Annotated in this window: 15 protein-coding genes; 7 read left to right on the top strand and 8 right to left on the bottom strand. The window is 65.0% G+C overall.

The window, feature by feature from the left end; all coding sequences use genetic code 11:
* Positions 1 to 8 precede the first annotated feature (8 nt).
* Positions 9 to 902: an alpha/beta hydrolase gene (locus GOACH_RS00350; RefSeq protein ID WP_005168942.1), complete on the top strand. Its 894-nt coding sequence runs from the start codon at positions 9 to 11 to the stop codon at positions 900 to 902.
* Between the two features lie 36 nt (positions 903 to 938).
* Here the strand turns inward: GOACH_RS00350 and GOACH_RS00345 are convergent, their stop codons facing one another.
* The 3 genes from GOACH_RS00345 to GOACH_RS00340 all read right to left on the bottom strand — a co-directional run bounded on the left by GOACH_RS00345 (position 939) and on the right by GOACH_RS00340 (position 2,400).
* Positions 939 to 1,697: an SDR family oxidoreductase gene (locus tag GOACH_RS00345; RefSeq protein ID WP_005168939.1), complete on the bottom strand. Its 759-nt coding sequence runs from the start codon at positions 1,695 to 1,697 to the stop codon at positions 939 to 941.
* Positions 1,698 to 1,710: 13 nt separating this feature from the next.
* On the bottom strand, positions 1,711 to 1,851 hold the full coding sequence (locus GOACH_RS23655) for a hypothetical protein (RefSeq protein ID WP_157227397.1): 141 nt from the start codon (positions 1,849 to 1,851) through the stop codon (positions 1,711 to 1,713).
* A 72-nt stretch (positions 1,852 to 1,923) separates the two neighbouring features.
* Positions 1,924 to 2,400 carry a glutathione peroxidase gene (locus GOACH_RS00340; RefSeq protein ID WP_040517286.1) on the bottom strand — a complete coding sequence of 159 codons (477 nt, stop codon included), beginning with the start codon at positions 2,398 to 2,400 and terminating at the stop codon, positions 1,924 to 1,926.
* A 65-nt stretch (positions 2,401 to 2,465) separates the two neighbouring features.
* Between GOACH_RS00340 and GOACH_RS00335 the strand changes: the two genes are divergently transcribed.
* On the top strand, positions 2,466 to 3,509 hold the full coding sequence (locus tag GOACH_RS00335) for an ABC-2 transporter permease (protein ID WP_040517284.1): 1,044 nt from the start codon (positions 2,466 to 2,468) through the stop codon (positions 3,507 to 3,509).
* 64 nt (positions 3,510 to 3,573) lie between these two features.
* Here the strand turns inward: GOACH_RS00335 and GOACH_RS00330 are convergent, their stop codons facing one another.
* Positions 3,574 to 6,945, bottom strand: coding sequence for an arabinosyltransferase domain-containing protein (locus tag GOACH_RS00330; protein WP_005168930.1), 3,372 nt, complete (start codon positions 6,943 to 6,945; stop codon positions 3,574 to 3,576).
* A complete protein-coding gene (locus GOACH_RS00325) occupies positions 6,935 to 10,267 on the bottom strand; it encodes an arabinosyltransferase domain-containing protein (RefSeq protein ID WP_005168924.1) in 3,333 nt (1,110 codons plus the stop codon). Before GOACH_RS00325 ends, GOACH_RS00330 begins: the two co-directional genes overlap by 11 nt.
* A 179-nt stretch (positions 10,268 to 10,446) precedes the next feature.
* Here GOACH_RS00325 and GOACH_RS00320 point away from each other — a divergent pair, with 179 nt between their 5' ends.
* The 5 genes from GOACH_RS00320 to msrC all read left to right on the top strand — a co-directional run bounded on the left by GOACH_RS00320 (position 10,447) and on the right by msrC (position 13,668).
* On the top strand, positions 10,447 to 11,496 hold the full coding sequence (locus tag GOACH_RS00320; RefSeq protein WP_005168921.1) for an NAD(P)-dependent alcohol dehydrogenase: 1,050 nt from the start codon (positions 10,447 to 10,449) through the stop codon (positions 11,494 to 11,496).
* Positions 11,497 to 11,623: 127 nt separating this feature from the next.
* Positions 11,624 to 11,824, top strand: coding sequence for a hypothetical protein (locus GOACH_RS24125; protein ID WP_245551745.1), 201 nt, complete (start codon positions 11,624 to 11,626; stop codon positions 11,822 to 11,824).
* The gene (locus GOACH_RS00315) at positions 11,821 to 12,495 is read left to right on the top strand and encodes a formate/nitrite transporter family protein (RefSeq protein ID WP_245551743.1); all 675 of its coding nucleotides are present in this window, start codon (positions 11,821 to 11,823) and stop codon (positions 12,493 to 12,495) included. Before GOACH_RS24125 ends, GOACH_RS00315 begins: the two co-directional genes overlap by 4 nt.
* A 278-nt stretch (positions 12,496 to 12,773) precedes the next feature.
* Entirely contained in the window at positions 12,774 to 13,046 is a 273-nt protein-coding gene (locus GOACH_RS00310) for a GlsB/YeaQ/YmgE family stress response membrane protein (RefSeq protein ID WP_005168916.1), read from the top strand.
* 136 nt (positions 13,047 to 13,182) lie between these two features.
* Entirely contained in the window at positions 13,183 to 13,668 is a 486-nt protein-coding gene (msrC, locus tag GOACH_RS00305) for a free L-methionine (R)-S-oxide reductase MsrC (protein ID WP_005168913.1), read from the top strand.
* A 22-nt stretch (positions 13,669 to 13,690) separates the two neighbouring features.
* On the opposite strand, the gene GOACH_RS00300 is transcribed toward msrC, so the two are convergent.
* From GOACH_RS00300 to GOACH_RS00290, 3 genes are read right to left on the bottom strand one after another with little or no spacing between them, the layout of a single operon-like run.
* Positions 13,691 to 14,215, bottom strand: coding sequence for a flavin reductase family protein (locus GOACH_RS00300; RefSeq protein ID WP_005168911.1), 525 nt, complete (start codon positions 14,213 to 14,215; stop codon positions 13,691 to 13,693).
* Positions 14,212 to 14,712 carry an NAD(P)H-dependent oxidoreductase gene (locus tag GOACH_RS00295; protein ID WP_005168908.1) on the bottom strand — a complete coding sequence of 167 codons (501 nt, stop codon included), beginning with the start codon at positions 14,710 to 14,712 and terminating at the stop codon, positions 14,212 to 14,214. The genes GOACH_RS00300 and GOACH_RS00295 overlap by 4 nt, the downstream gene beginning before the upstream one ends.
* Complete coding sequence (locus GOACH_RS00290) at positions 14,709 to 15,875, bottom strand: LLM class flavin-dependent oxidoreductase (RefSeq protein WP_005168905.1); 1,167 nt, start codon at positions 15,873 to 15,875, stop codon at positions 14,709 to 14,711. The genes GOACH_RS00295 and GOACH_RS00290 overlap by 4 nt, the downstream gene beginning before the upstream one ends.
* Positions 15,876 to 15,897: the final 22 nt, after the last annotated feature.

Below are 15,897 nucleotides of genomic sequence, written 5' to 3'. Positions count from 1 at the left end.
TCGCCGCGATGAACGCCTCCGATATCGCACCCGATCTCCGCCGCACCGCACGCTGGATACCCCGCGGAATCGGGCTGCGCTACGCCCCGAAACCTCTTCTACGCGTCGGCGGGGTGCAGTTGTCGAGACTGCGGGGCACCCCGACCGTTGCGATCAGTCCTGGAATCTCGGTGCGCCTGCACCGCCCCACCGCAACCGCCGACACAGGCGCAGCGATGCTGTGGATCCACGGCGGCGGTTACGTTCTCGGCTCGGCGGGGCAAGACGACGTCTACTGCCGCGACCTCGCCGACACCACGGGCGTCACGGTGGCTGCCGTCAACTACAGACTTGCACCGGCATTCCCGTATCCGACGCCACTGGAAGACTGCTACGCCGCACTCTCCTGGCTGACCGAACAACCGTGGGCGGATCGCGACCGCATCGCGGTCGGTGGTGCGAGCGCGGGCGGCGGACTGACCGCCGCGCTGGCCCTCCTGGCCCGGGACCGTGGTGACATTCCGCTTGCCGCACAGGCTCTCGTGTACCCGATGCTCGACGATCGGACGGCTTCCACACCCACCGGACGCCGATACCTACTGTGGTCCGAGCGCGACAATCAGCGGGCGTGGGATCTCTACCTCGGCTCCGCGGACAGAAACGTCGCGGTGCCCGCCCGCCGAAGCGACCTCGGCGGTCTCCCGGCGACCTGGCTCGGTGTCGGAACGTGCGACCTGTTCCACGACGAGACACTCGATTATGCTCGGCGTCTCGCCGACGCAGATGTTCCGTGCGAGGTCGAGATCGCGTCCGGCGCCTTCCACGCGTTCGATCAGTTGGTACCGAAAGCGCCGACCACCCAACGGTTCAACGACTCACTGCGCAGGTTTCTGCGTACGCGACTCGGGGTGGTCGTGAGCTGACAGCGCAACGGGGTTTCGCCCGCCAGTCGGCCGATGTCACCCGTCGAGGCTACCGAAGTCCTTGTGCGCCAACCCCGCAACCACCCCACCGTCGACGACGAACTCCGAGCCCGTCGAGTAACCCGATTCGTCCGACGCGAGATACACGACGAGCGCCGACACCTCCGACGGTTCGGCGGCCCGTCCGAGCGCTGTCTGGAAGATGTCGTCCGGCACCCACTCGGTCATGGGTGTCTTGATCAGTCCCGGATGGATCGAGTTGACCCGAATGCCGCTGGGACCCAGCTCCAGCGCCGCAGACTTGGTGATGCCCCGGACACCGAACTTCGACGCCGTGTAGCCGTGCGATGCCATTGTCCCAGCAAGCCCCTCGATCGACGAAATGTTGATGATCGATCCTGCACCCTGCTTCTTCATCTGCGGCACAACCGATTTGATTCCGAGGAAGACGCCCGTCAGGTTCACGTCGATGATGCTGCGCCAGTCGTCGAGCGAGTAGTCCTCGAAGAGTCCGAAATTCACGATGCCTGCATTGTTCACCAGCACGTCGAGCGAACCAAACTCCTGCACCGTCAAGTCGACGGCGGCACGCCAGTCGTCGGGCTCGGTCACGTCGAGGTGGACGTAGCGCACCGCGTCCCCGACCTCTTCGGCGAGCGCCTTTCCCTCGTCGTCGAGGATGTCGCCTGCGACGGCCCGCGCGCCCTGCGCGACCATCGCCCGCACGTGCGAGGCACCCATTCCCCGGGCTCCGCCACTGATCAACGCCACCCTGCCGGCCAGTCGGTCACTCATACTCTCTCCCTTGTCATCCGGTGGCGAGGTCGAACCAGTCGTGATCCTCGGGAGTGACGCGTCTGGTCCAGCGCCGGATGTCGTCGAAGAGCGGGCCGATCAATCGGTGCAGTCCCGTGCCGGGCTGCCCGCGTTCGGCGACATCTGCGCTCACATACGCAGACCATACGCTTCGACGAAGGGTGTATGACGTCTCTTCGTGGTTTCGGTCCGAACCGGTCGCGCCTCAGATCACCTTGTCGATGTCTCCGGTCAGCTTCTCCGGCTTCACCGTCGGCGCAAACCTGTCGACGACCTGCCCGTCGCGGTTCACGAGGAACTTGGTGAAGTTCCACTTGATGCGGTTGCCGAGAACACCTGACTTCTGCTCCCGCAGCCACGCGAACAGTGGATGTGCATCCGAGCCGTTGACCTCGACCTTGGCGAACATGGGGAAGCTGACGTCGTAGGTGAGCGAACAGAAGTTCTTGATCTCCGCCTCATCGCCCGGCTCCTGATGCGCGAACTGATCACACGGGAAACCGAGCACAACCAACCCGCTGTCGGCGTAGAACTTGCTGAGCTCTTCGAGTCCCCTGTACTGCGGCGTGAACCCGCATTTCGACGCCGTGTTGACGATCAGCAGTGGCCGACCACGATAGTCAGCGAGGTCGACGGAGTTGCCGTCGATGTCCGTGACGGTGAAGTCGTAAGCAGTTGTCATGGCGAAACCCCCGAAGTCGACCAGCTTTCGGAGCAGCCTATCCGACGACCGAATAGCCTTGAGGAGTGCGCACCGCAGATCAGATCCGACGAACATGGCACGCCGTTCGCACGTCGCGGTTTGCACCCGCACTGGTGATCGTGGTCATCCTCGGTATCGCCGCGGCTCTGTTCGTTGGCTCGTATACGTATTCGACGGCCAATCCGAAACCCGAACGCGTACCGATCGCCGTCGTCGGCACACTCCCGGGAGCGCAGTCGGCGGAGGTCGAGGTGAAGCTGGCACACGAACTCGGTAGCTCGCTCGACGTCCGGCATGTGGCCACCGATGCCGAAGCGTTCGACCAGTTGCAGAACCAGCAGGTCTTCGCCGTCGTCGACATCGATGTCGCCACGCGGACGGTCGACGTCGCGGTGTCGAGTGCGTCCGGTGCCACGGTGGCGCAATTGTTGGAACAGGCAACGCCCCGCGCGACCGCGGGCCTGGGCTACACGGTCAACGTCCGCGACGCCAATCCACTACAACCGCGAGATCCTCACGGACTCACCATCTTCTACATGATGCTCGCCGCGGTGATCATCGGGTTCGTCGGCGCCATCCAACTCGGCGTACACGCCAACAAGCTGCGCCCGTGGGAGAGAATCGGCTTCACCGCCCTCTACTCGCTGTTGGGCGGCTTCACCATCTGCGCAATGATCGACTGGATCATAGGGGCACTCACGCTGCCGGTATTCGAGGTGTGGCTCATCCTGGCGTTGACCATGTTCACCTGCGGCATGATCTTCACGATGTTCAGTTCCATGTTCGGCAGGTGGGCGATCCTGCCGACCTGGGCCGTCATGGTGCTACTGGGAAATCCGTCGTCGGGAGGGTCGGTGGCGTGGCCGCTCCTGCCGCGGGTCATCGCGACCATCGGCGGTTGGCTGCCGCCGGGTGCGTCGGTCAACGCACTACACACCGCAGTGTATTTCCGCGGACACCAACATCTCTGGCCGTTCCTGGTGCTCGCGCTGTGGTCCGCGGTGAGCGTTGCGGTCTACCTGTTCGAGCGACGCGTCCGAGGCTCCACGACCGCGCACGCGTCGACAGCCGACATCGGCGCCGCCTGAACCTGCGCCTCCGGAGGCCTCGCCTCCAGCTTCCCAGACCTCCGGGCCCGCGGCCCCTTCGGTATCAAAAGCCCACGGCGCGAATCTGTCCGGGAGACCACAGTCCGTTGTGGACATCGGTGGTCACCGTGAGCTCCGCCGGCTTCTGTGGAACCAGCGGCGTGAGGCGCTGGAGCATGCCCCAGTCCTTGGCCCAGTCGTTGCGCAGGTAGGACGGCAACACCGTTGGACGGAGCTGGTTCTCGACGATGCCGAGTGGTCCTCCCGCGGTTCCCGACATCCAGCGCTGCGAATTGACGCGCTCACCCTCGCGGTCCGGCGAAATGCGCCACTCCGGCGTCTCCAGCACACCGTTGTGTACCTGCGCGGGACGCTGACACGGGAACGCGAGCGCGGCCTCCCAGTCGATCATCACGGGAGCCTCGCGACCGACGAGATCGTTGAGCGTCACCATCTTCGACACGCGGGGCGGTGTCACGGCCAACCACTGATCGGGGTTGGTGGACGTGTCCTGCGCCAGCACGCGGACCACGGTGGCGCCCTGCGGCGCGGCGTCGAGCGCGAATCGCAGGTTTCGCCATGCGGGTGCACCGCCGATGTCCATCGGCGTCATGATCCCCGCGGGTGTCACCGCGCCGTCGGGACCCACACGACCGAACTGGAGGCGGACCTGCTGGCCCGATCGGGTCACGGCGAGGTCGTCGACGTACTCGATCTGCCCGGCAACCGACATGGTGATGAGCGGGGCGTCGGCGCTTCGTGGCGGAAGCTGATACCAGTCAGAGGTCAGCGAGCCTGTGCCCGAAGGAGAGCCGTACGTACCGAGCACCGGCGTCCGCTGCGGCGAGAGTCCGAACGGCAGCTTCACCCTCGAGCCGTTGACACCCGTCGTCGACGTGGTGCCGCCCGCGGTATCGCTCGACGGACTCGACGAGTCCGAACCCGACTGATCGGTCGCATCCGACTGCGTACGGTCGATCTCGGCCGACGACGTCCCGGTCGACGAGTCCGAGTCCGATTCGGTGCCGTCGTCGGAGAGATCCGATCCGACACCGTTCGGGTCGAACCCTGCCGATCCTGCACCGGCAAGCGCCGCGCCCGGTGACGGATTGTTCTGTCCGGCAACACCTGCCGGTGACAACAATCCTTCGTTGACATCCTTCTCGACGAGCACCGAATCGGCGAGCGCGCACGGTTGTCCGCGTACCGCCGCCACGTTCGAGCTCAGCCACGACCATGAATGCCGTTGCGTCCAATCCGCTTTCGCGAACGAGACCAGCGTGAACAGCAGCATGATCACCGACACGACGATGATCGACGGCGAACGCAGCCACGATGTCCACCGGTTCTTCGAGACACGCTCCTCCCCGCGCCGGATGTCGTCGGACACGTAGTCGTCACGGAAGTGCTGCCACAATCCCAGGAGCGTCAACAGCACCGCCACGGCGAGAATGACGGCCCAGACGGGAATGCCCTTGACGTCGGGAACGGCATCGCGCCACGGAATTCCGTAGCTACCGACGTACCACCACTGGTTCCGTCCGGAGAATGCGAGCGCGAGAACGTAGGCGCATGCCGCCGCGAACAGCGTGCGGTTGCGACGTCGACGCATCACCGCGCGATCGACGCATACGGTCGCGACAGCTGCCAGAGCACCTGCGATACAGGCGTACACACCCATTTGGTGGGTCCACTTGGTCGGCAGGAACGCCATCATCACCGCGGTACCGGCGACGGTCGCGACCAGTCGCCACGTCGGCGCCGACGCGATACCGGCCAGCCTGCGACGATTGAGGAGCATGACCACAACGACGATCAGACACACAAAGGTGATGAGGACACCGAATCGGCGCGCGATACCACCGTCGGCGGTGGGGTTCATGAGCATGTAATAGCGCATGCCCTCTTCCCACCACTTGTTGGTGGGGCCCACCGCCGCGTTGACCCTGATGGCCTCGCGGATCGAGGCGAGAGTCTGGTCGGCGAAGATCTCGTAGAGCACCACGACGCCGGCTGCGAGTATTGGTACGAGGATGGGCCATAGCCCGTCTCGACGTCGGCGGATCATCAGTCGCTTCAGCAGCGGTCGGATACCGGCGATGAGCGGGATCGCCGCGATCACACCGGTCGGGTGAATCGTCAGCGTGAACGCAGCGACCACGACCGCCAACGTCAGCGGGAAGAATCTGCCGGTTGCGATCGCCCGTTCCACCAGGACCCACGCGAGCAGCGTCCCGACCGCGATGATCGGTTCGACGCGCAGCCCGTTGTTGAACGGCATCCACACCGCGAGGAACACCAGTGCTGCGGCCCAGATCGCCGACTGCGAGGTCCGGACAGCGTGGCCGAGCCGCGGAATCGCATATCGACTGATCAACCACCAACCGACGACCGCGTAGAGGAATGGCAGCAGACGCAGCCACGGCGTCGCGGTGCTCACCTGCATCCACAACGAGAGGTACTGGTAATGCCAGCCGAACGGGTCTTGTGGCACACCGAAGTATCTGTAGTAGTTGTCCAGGTAGCCGGCGTTCCGCGCGACACGGGCAACCGTCACCTGATAGCCGTCGTCCGCGGTGTTCCCGCCGACGAACAACCAGATCAGCAGGACGAGAGTCACGAATGCGTCGACCCAGCGCGGTCGCCACCACCGTGACCCGAAACGCCGATGTGCACTGCGTCCATCGCGTGCGTCGAGGACCGCGAGCGCCAGCATCGACGCGATCGTCATGACGACGCCGATCACCATCAACCAGAACTTCAGCGTCGTGGGGGTGGACACGAACCGCGTGTCCAGTGTCGCGCGGAACGACAGACCGTCTGTCGGCGCGTTCTCGGGCAGCTGTGAGTAGACGCCGATGATCTGCGGACGCGCCGTCGCGTCACGCAGGTCGAAGGATCCGAGCCCGGAGTCAGGGTTCGACAGATTGTCGAATCGACCTGCGGCACCGTCGGTGTCGGCGTGGAAGACAACCCGGCAGTCCGGCGAATTCTCCGCGGCGGCACGTGGTGCGCTGAGTAACACGATGTTTCGCTGCGTCAATTGCAGCGAGTCGCGGGTGGCGCGGACGAAGAAGCCGACCTTGTTGGCGTCTGCTCCGTTCCACGGAACCGTCGACACGATCACGCCGCCCGACGCGGGCATGCTCTTGCCGAGCGCACAGGGAACGGTGACGTCCATCGACACCGGCGAGAACGACACACTCGGTGCGGCCACGCTTCCAACCGAATTCTGTTGCGGCCAGGACAGTTCGGTCTTGGTGTAGTTGACCGGCAGGAACGGGGTCAGCAAAGCGATGACGATGCCGACGATACCGGCGACCACCGCCACGATCTTCGCGATCCTGATGCGTTGAGCAAACTTCGCTGACGAGTCCGCGTCCACCGATCCGCCTGCCCCCGTACTCTGTGCGTTCACCGATGTCTCACTCATCATCTTGCGGCACCACCTGCATCGCTCCGGGGCGATCGAAGCCCCATCTGGTCGACGTTCCGGTACTCACCGCCGCCGGCACCGCATCGGGCTCAAGCGGCGACAACCGCTGCAGGCTGCCCCAATCGCGGTACCAATCGTTCTTCAGATACGTCGACATCGTCGACGGTGTGGTAAGCGCTTCCGCTGTGGTGAGCAGCCCGCCGTTGACCGTCGCCATCCAGGTCTTCGACTGCGAGTTCGCGACCGGCAGCTCCGGCAGGATGCGCCACTGCGGAATCTGGTTGATGCCGTTGGTCGCATCCATCGGGTGCTGACACGGGAAGGCCGCTCCGACGGCGAAATCGACGAGCACCGGAGCCGACGACCCGACGACCTCCTGCAAGGTCTTCAACTCCGGGGCGCGCGGCGGAGTCACCGCGAGCCACTGATCCGGGTCGAGGTTGTTGTCGGTGGCCACGATCCGCATCGCGGTCGCCTGCGCGGGCACCGCCGACATCGGGATGCGCAGGTTGCGCCAGGGCCGGTTGGCCTTGCGGTCGGCGTCGATGGGCTGCACCGGCGCCCCCACCTGCTCGAACTTCCCGGCCCGGTCGACGCCGAATTCCACCTGCAGTGACTGTCCGTAGGTGCTCACCCCATCGGGATCGGTCGACGCGAGCGCACCGGCCGCGGTGATGACGAGCAGTGGTGACGAATCACGCGCGGGCAACCGGTACCAGTCGGTCGTCAGCGACGCCTGGCCGTCGCCTGTCCCGTAGCTACCCATCACCGGGGTCGTCGCGGGGTCGAGTCCGAAGGGCAGTGCGGCGGTGCTGCCGTTGACGCCCTGCGGCCCGCGCCCCCCGGTCGTCCCCGGCGCGCCACCGGCGATCACAAAGGTCTTCGACAGATCAGCCGATGTGTTCTGTGTACCGGGCTTGATCGAATCGGCCTCCGGCGTGAGGTCGTCGGCGACGCCCTGGGACGAGAATCCCCGGGCTGTGCCCTCCAATGCCTTCGACGCCGGGGCACCGTCGACCGGGACCAGAGTTCCCTTGTTCGAATCGGGTTCGACCAGAACGTAATCGGCCATTCCGCAACCACCGGTCACGGCATGTACATTGCCCTTCAACACGGAGTACGTGTCAGCTCGAGCAGCGGCAGCCTTCGCGAACACGGCGAGTTCGGCCAGCAGGATGATGACCGCGATGACCGCGACCGGCGACGACGCGACACCGATGCGCCACCGCTTGGGTGGCTTGCCCGCGTCGTGGTGAAGTCCTGTGTCGGCGACGTAGTCGAGCCGCAGATGCTGCCAGATCGCGATGACGAGCGCGATCACGGCCAGCGCCAACAGAATCGACGAGACCTGCAGACCCGCAACGACCGGCGCCTTGTCGAACCACGAGATACCGAAGTCGTATGCCCACGGCCACGCGTTGTATCCGGCGGCCGCGGCAGCGCAGGCGACCAGTAGACCGGCGATGAGAATCGACAGGTTGCGTGTATTGCGTTGCGCCACCTGCCCGATCGCAACGCAGGCCACTGCGGCCAGCGCGGCCGCCAGGCCCGCGAAGACACCGAACTGGATCGTCCACTTGGTAGGGGTGAGCGAAAGCAGACCGATGGTGATGAGCACCGCGCCGGTGATACGCCACACCGGACCGCCGTCGACTCCGCGTATCTGCTTGCGTCGCAGCATGATCACCAAGACCACGAACACCGAGACCAGCAGCAACAACACCGGGACCCGACGTACCAACGACCCGTCGCGGGTGTTGACGGCCAAGAAGTAGTAGCGCAGCAGCTCCTGATACCACTCGAGGGTCGGGCCGACGGTGTACCGCACCCGAATCGCCTCGAACACCGATGCAAGCGTTTGATCGCGGAACACGATGATGAGCACGATCGCGGGCGCTGCCAGCAGTGGCAACAGCAGAGACGCAAGACCGGATTCGCGGCGTCGTCGAACCAGGATCTTGAGCATCGGCCGCGCACCGGTGATCAGCAGTGCGATCGCGATGACCCCGGTGGGTGCGGTGGCCAGGGTCAGCGCGGCCGCGAACGCCGCACCTGCGGCGGGCAACATGCGCCGGGTGGCGATGGCCTGCTCGACGCCCCACCAGGTCAGCAGACTGCCGAGCACAACCACTCCCTCGCTGCGCAGCCCCGAGCACATCGGTAACCAGAACGCGAGGAACACCGCGGCCGCGGTCACCATGGCCCACTGTGAGGTACGCACTGCGCGGCCGAGTCGCGGCAACAGCACGCGGCTCAGGATGAACCAGCTGACCAGCCCGATGACCAACGACGGGAGTCGCATCCACACGCCGGTCGCCGACACCGTCGACCAGTGCGCCAGGAAGTCGTAGTACCAGTCGAACGGCGCTTCCGGGATGCCGTAGTAGCGGTAGTAGTTGGCCAGGTAGCCCGCGTGCTCGGCGTTTCGGCCCATGTTGAGGATGTATCCGTCGTCGGATGAGCCGGCACCGAGGAAATGCCAGATGACCAGGATCGCCGTGACCGCGATGTCCGTGGCGCGCGGACGGAGCAGGGCAAGCCAGCGCACACGGCCGATCCGTCGGTGATAGCCGTGGATGTGGTCGAGCAGCGCCAGGGCGGCGAGCGCGACGATCGCCGCCAGCACCCCGATGATCATCACGAGCCACTTGATGACCGAAGGACTCGAATCGAAGCGATCGTCGACGACGATGCGCACCGAGAGGCCGGGCGTCGACGTGATCGTCGACGCCCCGATGTCGGTGAACACGCCTGCGACCTGGGGCCGGTCGGCTTCGGGAGCCATCTGCGCCGGCCCGAGTCCGACGAAACGCGCGCCCGAACCCGCCGCCGACGAGAAGATGTGCAGCTGCGTGCAGCGATCGGACGCGATGTCTGCGCGCGGGGCGGACGCAACCGTGTCGCCGCGCATCGTGACCGTCACCGCGTTGGCGTCCGCTGTCACGTTCAGCGCCGATGAGCGCTGGTTCTTCGCAGCGGACGGCATCGTGGTGAGCACGGTCGACGCCGCGTCCGTCGGTGCCGAGCGCAGCAGAGCGCACGGAATGGTGATGTCGAGGTCCTGCGCCATCTGCGCGACGAGCGGCGAGGTGATGTCGGCATTGTCCGCGCCCAGTTGCTGCCCCTGCGGCCAGGTGATGGTTGCCGTCGTCGTCGTGACGGGCAGAAACGGGGTCAGTACGGCTGCAACGACGGCGATCAACCCCGCAACCACCGAGACGATCGCGGTCGTCGCAGGTGAGAGCTTTGTGGCGCGGCGCTTCGGGTCGTCGGATCGACGGGTGGGCAGCCCTGCTGTCGTCTTCTCCGGCGATTCGGTCACACGCGAATGCTAGTCAGGTTGTCTGTGACAAAACCAAGTCGGTCCCGTTTCGGGCCCGACGTGTCTCCCGCCACAGTCGCATGCGCATTCGACGATGCGTCGGCACGCTGGATGAGGTGAGGTGCCCGCGGCACCGGCAGATCGTCGCGCTTCCCGCGGACGCCGGAGAGGGAACCACCATGACGACAACCGTCAATGCGTTCTGGGCGACAGCACCCGATGAGCCCCTGTCGAAGACCACCATCGAACGCAGGGATCTCGGCCCGAAGGATGTTCTGATCGACATCGCGTTCGCGGGGATCTGTCACTCCGACATCCATACCGCCCGCAACGAGTGGGGCGGCACGACCTACCCCGTCGTCCCCGGACACGAGATCGCCGGAACAGTTGCCGCCGTCGGCGACGAGGTGACCAAGCACAAGGTCGGCGACCGCGTCGGCGTCGGATGCTTCGTCGACTCCTGCGGCGAGTGCGAAGCGTGCAAGAACGGCGACGAGCAGTACTGCACTAAAGGTGTGGTGCAGACATATAACTCGTCTACCTACGAGGGCGAGTTCACCCACGGCGGTTACTCGCAGCAGGTCGTCGTCACCGAGGACTTCGTGCTCAAGATCCCCGAGGGCGTTGAGCTCGACGTCGCAGCACCCCTCCTCTGCGCCGGCATCACCCTGTACACGCCGCTCAAGCACTGGGGAGCAGGTCCGGGGAAGAAGGTGGCGATCATCGGCATGGGCGGTCTTGGGCACATCGGTGTCAAGATCGCGCACGCACTGGGCGCGGAGGTCACCGTGCTGAGTCAGACCTTGTCCAAGGAGTCCGACGGCAAACGATTCGGCGCCGATCACTATTACGCAACCAAAGACGCAGACACCTTCAGGGCTCTGCGCGGCGAGTTCGACCTCATCATCAACACGGTGTCGGTCAATCTGGATCTCGACAGCTACCTCGGCCTGCTGGCCGTCGACGGCACGCTCGTCGAGCTGGGCGTGCCGGAGCACCCCCTGGAGATCAAGGCGTTCTCGCTGCTGGCCAACCGCCGCTCGATCGCGGGGTCGATGGTCGGCGGTATCCCCGCCACCCAGGAGATGCTCGACTTCTGCGCCGAGCACGGCATCGGAGCCGAGATCGAGAAGATCAGCGCAGACGAGATCAACGCGGCCTATGACCGCGTCGTCGACAGCGACGTGCGGTATCGATTCGTCATCGACACCGCCACCCTCGCAGACTGACCGCGGAGACGTACACAACCCGGACGTCAGCGCGAGGCCATCACAATTATTTCGATGGCCTCGCGCTGACGTAGCAGTTGTGTACGTATGACGGGCAGCGGCGCCGGGCCTGTGGAACCGTTGACCCATGAGCGACCCCGAGTTCGACGTCACCAAGCTCTTCCCGGGAAAGTTCTTCATCAGCACGACCCTCGACGTGCTCGAATCCAAGAAGAAGATGACCGGTCACCTTCGGCGGCGCTTCATCCAGCGAGCCGCGATGGCCGGGATATCATCGCGATCTTCTACGTCATCAACTACACAATCGTCGCGGCGTTCGACACGATGACCGATCCGCCGGGCCAACTCCACGCAGTCGGCAAACTCATCGGGGCGCTCGCCTTCGGCTGGGCACTGGTCTTCATCTACTACACCAAGTCCGAACTGCTCACCTCGAACATGATGATCGTCTCGGTCGGCGCCTACTACCGCCGCGTGACGCCCGTGCTGATCATGCGCATTCTGGTGTTCTGCTACCTCGGCAACATCCTCGGCGGCCTGTTGATCGCGGTGATGCTGCGCGGCACGACGCTTCTCGACGGTCCCGTACTGAACGCGATGGTCCACGCGGTCGACGTCAAGACCGGTTACCTCAGCGACGGGTTCAGCGGCTGGTTGGATCTCTTCATCCGCGCCGTGCTCTGCAACTTCATGATCAACCTGGCGATGCTGCTCGTCTACAACGGCTACCTCACCGAGGACATCGCCAAATGCATGGCGATGATCACCGCCGTCTTCGTGTTCGCCTTCCTCGACTTCGAGCACTCGGTGGCCAACACCGTGCTGTTCATGATCGTCGGATTCCAACACGACGTCCCGGTCGGGCTGGTTTTCGGCAACCTCGGGACAGTGCTGCTGGGCAACTTCGTTGGCGGCGGGATCCTCATCGGCTTCTACTACGCGTGGGTCAACGACGAGCGCGACACACACCTGGTGCATCTCCGACGGCACCGCCACTGACTCGTCTCCACTCCGGGCGGTCTCGTCACCGTTCCGGGCGGTCTGCCTGCGGTGGACACGACTGTGTGCGTCGACACCGAACAGGGACATCCGAGATGGGTCGTTTGCCCGACATTTCGATTGGATTACGACGCGGCTTGCGTGGAACCGCATAACCGTTCCGCAGCCGTACGTTGGCTGAGGGGCCGTCACGGATGTGTCGACGAGTCGACGCTCCGTCCATGAAGCAGTCGTGGATCGTCCAAGCGGATCAGGCCCCGCCAACGGAGGAGTTTCACGTGATCGGAACAATCATCAGCGCCATCGTCGTCGGCCTGATCATCGGCGCGCTCGCACGGCTGTTCATGCCGGGCAAGCAGGACATCGGCATCATCATGACCATCGTTCTCGGTGTGCTGGGATCGCTCATCGGTTCCTGGCTCACCTACCAGTTCGGGTACAGCAACTCGAACGGCGGTTGGGAGGTCATCCCGTTCATCGTCGGCGTCGTCGTCGCGATCGTGCTGATCGCCGCCTACCTCGCCATCCGGGGGCGCACCGTCCGCCAGTGAATCTGACGCGATGTGTGGCCGGGAGCGTGCGCGCTCCCGGCCACAGTCGTCTCGCCGGTTCACATCGACCGTCCAGCACAGAACCAGCGTGATCGCCGGTCTGGCGTCACCACTGACGCCGGGGCACAGTGGGGAAATGAGTTTCGACGCCGCCCCGATCACCAATCCAGCTGTGGACTATGCCGAACTCGACAACGCCGCACGCGCACTCGTCGACGGCGAATCCGACCGGGTTGCCAACGCGGCGAATCTGTCGGCACTCGTTTACCAGGCACTGCCGCAGGTCAACTGGGCCGGTTTCTACTTCTTCGACGGCGATGAGTTGGTGGTCGGCCCCTTCCAGGGCAAACCCGCATGCGTGCGTATTCCCCTCGACCGCGGTGTCTGCGGCGCCGCGGCGAGGACCCGCACGACACAGCGCGTTGCCGACGTGCACGCTGTTCCCGACCACATCGCCTGCGACGCCGACAGTCGATCGGAGATCGTCGTGCCGCTCGTTGACGACGACGGTGCTCTGATCGGGGTCTTCGACCTCGACAGCCCGGTGCCCGACCGGTTCGACGACGACGACCAGGCAGGTCTGGAGGCACTAGCGGCGACATTCGTCGCCTCGCTGCGCTAGACAGCCTCGCTGCGCTAGAGCGCTACACAGCCTGCGCGAGACGGCCGAAACCGCTGCGGTGGAAGATCAATGGATTGCCGGCCTCTTGATGGTCATCCCCGGTCTCCGGATGGTCGACGCCGTGAAGTTCGAGTAGCACGATGACGTGATCGCCCGCCTCGACCTCGCGGTAGATGGTGCAGTCGAAATGCGCGAGTCCGTCGTCGAGGGTCACCGCACCGCCGTCGGACGCCTTGACGGGGATACCGTCGAAGCGGTGTTCCACATCTCCGGCGAGTTGGCGGCACGCGGCGCCCTGGTGGTCGGCGAGGATGGTGACGCCGAGATGAGCGGCGCGTCGGAGATCGGGCCATGTCTTCGAACCGGCCGCAACCGACACCGACACCAGCGGCGGATCAAGGCTGACACTGGTGAACGAGCTCGCGGCGAGCCCGGTCAACCGACCGTCGACCTCCGCGGCGACCGCGACCACTCCGGTCGGAAAGATGCCGAACGCCTTGCGTAGACGCGCTGGGTCGAGATCCTGGTTGGTGCGTAGTTCGCTCATGAGCCTGCCTTCAGCAATGTGGACACGAGTGGTTTTGTGGCGGTGAGCCATTCGGCGTAAGCGTCCGGATCGTCGTATGCGGTGTCGACGACGTAGAGCCCGCGTCCGGGGACCGTGCCACCGATCTCGGTGAGCACCGGGCGTAGCGCGAGTTCGGGTGCGAGGGAATGCGCGGGGCTGCCGCCGAGCATCAGGGGAATCGCCACTCCCGACAGTCCGGTTCCGCCCGCGAACCTGTCGAGGAAGAGCTTCAACAGTCCGGTGTATGCGGCTTTGTATGTGGGACTGGCGAATACGACGAGATCAGCAGCTCCGACCCGCGTCACCAGGTCGCCGACCGATTCGTCCGACCAGTCCAGTAGAGCCGAACCCAGAGCAGCGAGGTCGACAGTGAGATCGGGTTGTCGGCCGTCGGCGAGCTCGGTAGCCAGATACGTGGCGGCGCTCAGTGTTCGACTACCCGGGCGCGGGTTGCCGACGACGACTGCCGTCGTCACGATGCCGACACCCGCGTGAGCGGAGTCGGCGAGCCGAAAGGCACGGACGCTGTAGTCGCAACCGGCGCAGGGTGTTCCCACAGTCCGCGACGTGTCAGCTCGGGGAGCACGCCTTCACCGAACCAGTAGGACTCCTCGAGGTGCGGATAACCGGATAACACGAACTCGTCGATACCGACCTCGTGGTACGCCTCGATGAGGTCGGCGATCTCGGTGAACGAACCGACCATCGCCGTGCCGGCTCCGCCGCGCACCAGTCCGACGCCCGCCCACAGATTCGGGTAGATCTCCAGGCCGTCCTTGGAGCCTTTGTTCAGTGCGAGCATGCGCTGCTGCCCCTCGGATGCCGAACGCTTCAGACCCGACTGGATTCGCGCGATGTCGGCGTCAGAAATGTTGGCCAGCAGACGATCTGCCTCGGCCCACGCCGCCGCGGACGTATCCCGCGCGATGGTGTGCAGTCGGATTCCATAGGTCAACTCGCGCCCCTGCGCCGCCGCGGCAGCACGGACCCGAGAGATCTTCTCCGCCACAGCCTCCGGCGGCTCACCCCAGGTGAGGTAGACGTCGGCATGCTTTGCCGACACCGCAATCCCCTCGGGTGACGAGCCGCCGAAGTAGATCTGCGGGAGGGGGTCGGGAATCTGGTGCAGTACAGCGTTGTCGACGGAGAGGTACTGGCCGTCGAAGTTCACGGTGTCACCGGTCCAGAGCCGTCGCACGATCTCCAGGAACTCATCGGCACGCGCGTAGCGCTGCTTCTTGTCGAGGAAGTCGCCGAACATACGCTGCTCGGCATCCTCACCACCGGTGACGACGTTGAGCAGCAGCCGACCTCCCGAGAGGTTCTGGAACGATCCAGCCATCTGAGCAGCCAGAAACGGAGCCGTCATGCCCGGCCGGAACGCCACGAGGAACTTCAATCGCTCGGACAGAGCGTTGATCATCGCCGTGGTGACCCAGGCGTCCTCGCACCAGGCGCCCGTCGGAGTCAGCGCCGCCTCGAATCCGAGTTGCTCCGCGCTGCGCGCGATCTGTCCCAGATACTGCACCGATGCCGGTCGACCAGCCGCTTCGGCGGCGACGCCGTGACCTCCTCCGACGACATTGCGGCTGTCACCGCCGTTTGTCGGCAGGAACCAGTGGAACTTCAGGGAGCTCACAGAAAGCCTCTCTCCTCGACGT

This window comes from Gordonia aichiensis NBRC 108223, from assembly GCF_000332975.1.
Classification (GTDB): domain Bacteria; phylum Actinomycetota; class Actinomycetes; order Mycobacteriales; family Mycobacteriaceae; genus Gordonia; species Gordonia aichiensis.
Note: the sequence above shows the minus strand (reverse complement) of the source record. Positions and strands in the feature narration are given on the sequence as shown.

What these genes read in the sequence shown, in the direction of transcription:
- GOACH_RS00350 (WP_005168942.1), top strand. Translation starts at nt 9, where the DNA reads ATGAACGCCTCCGATATCGCACCCGATCTCCGCCGCACCGCACGCTGG.
- GOACH_RS00345 (WP_005168939.1), bottom strand. Translation starts at nt 1,697, where the DNA reads ATGAGTGACCGACTGGCCGGCAGGGTGGCGTTGATCAGTGGCGGAGCC.
- GOACH_RS00340 (WP_040517286.1), bottom strand. Translation starts at nt 2,400, where the DNA reads ATGACAACTGCTTACGACTTCACCGTCACGGACATCGACGGCAACTCC.
- GOACH_RS00330 (WP_005168930.1), bottom strand. Translation starts at nt 6,945, where the DNA reads ATGATGAGTGAGACATCGGTGAACGCACAGAGTACGGGGGCAGGCGGA.
- GOACH_RS00320 (WP_005168921.1), top strand. Translation starts at nt 10,447, where the DNA reads ATGACGACAACCGTCAATGCGTTCTGGGCGACAGCACCCGATGAGCCC.
- GOACH_RS24125 (WP_245551745.1), top strand. Translation starts at nt 11,624, where the DNA reads ATGAGCGACCCCGAGTTCGACGTCACCAAGCTCTTCCCGGGAAAGTTC.
- GOACH_RS00315 (WP_245551743.1), top strand. Translation starts at nt 11,821, where the DNA reads ATGACCGATCCGCCGGGCCAACTCCACGCAGTCGGCAAACTCATCGGG.
- msrC (WP_005168913.1), top strand. Translation starts at nt 13,183, where the DNA reads ATGAGTTTCGACGCCGCCCCGATCACCAATCCAGCTGTGGACTATGCC.
- GOACH_RS00300 (WP_005168911.1), bottom strand. Translation starts at nt 14,215, where the DNA reads ATGAGCGAACTACGCACCAACCAGGATCTCGACCCAGCGCGTCTACGC.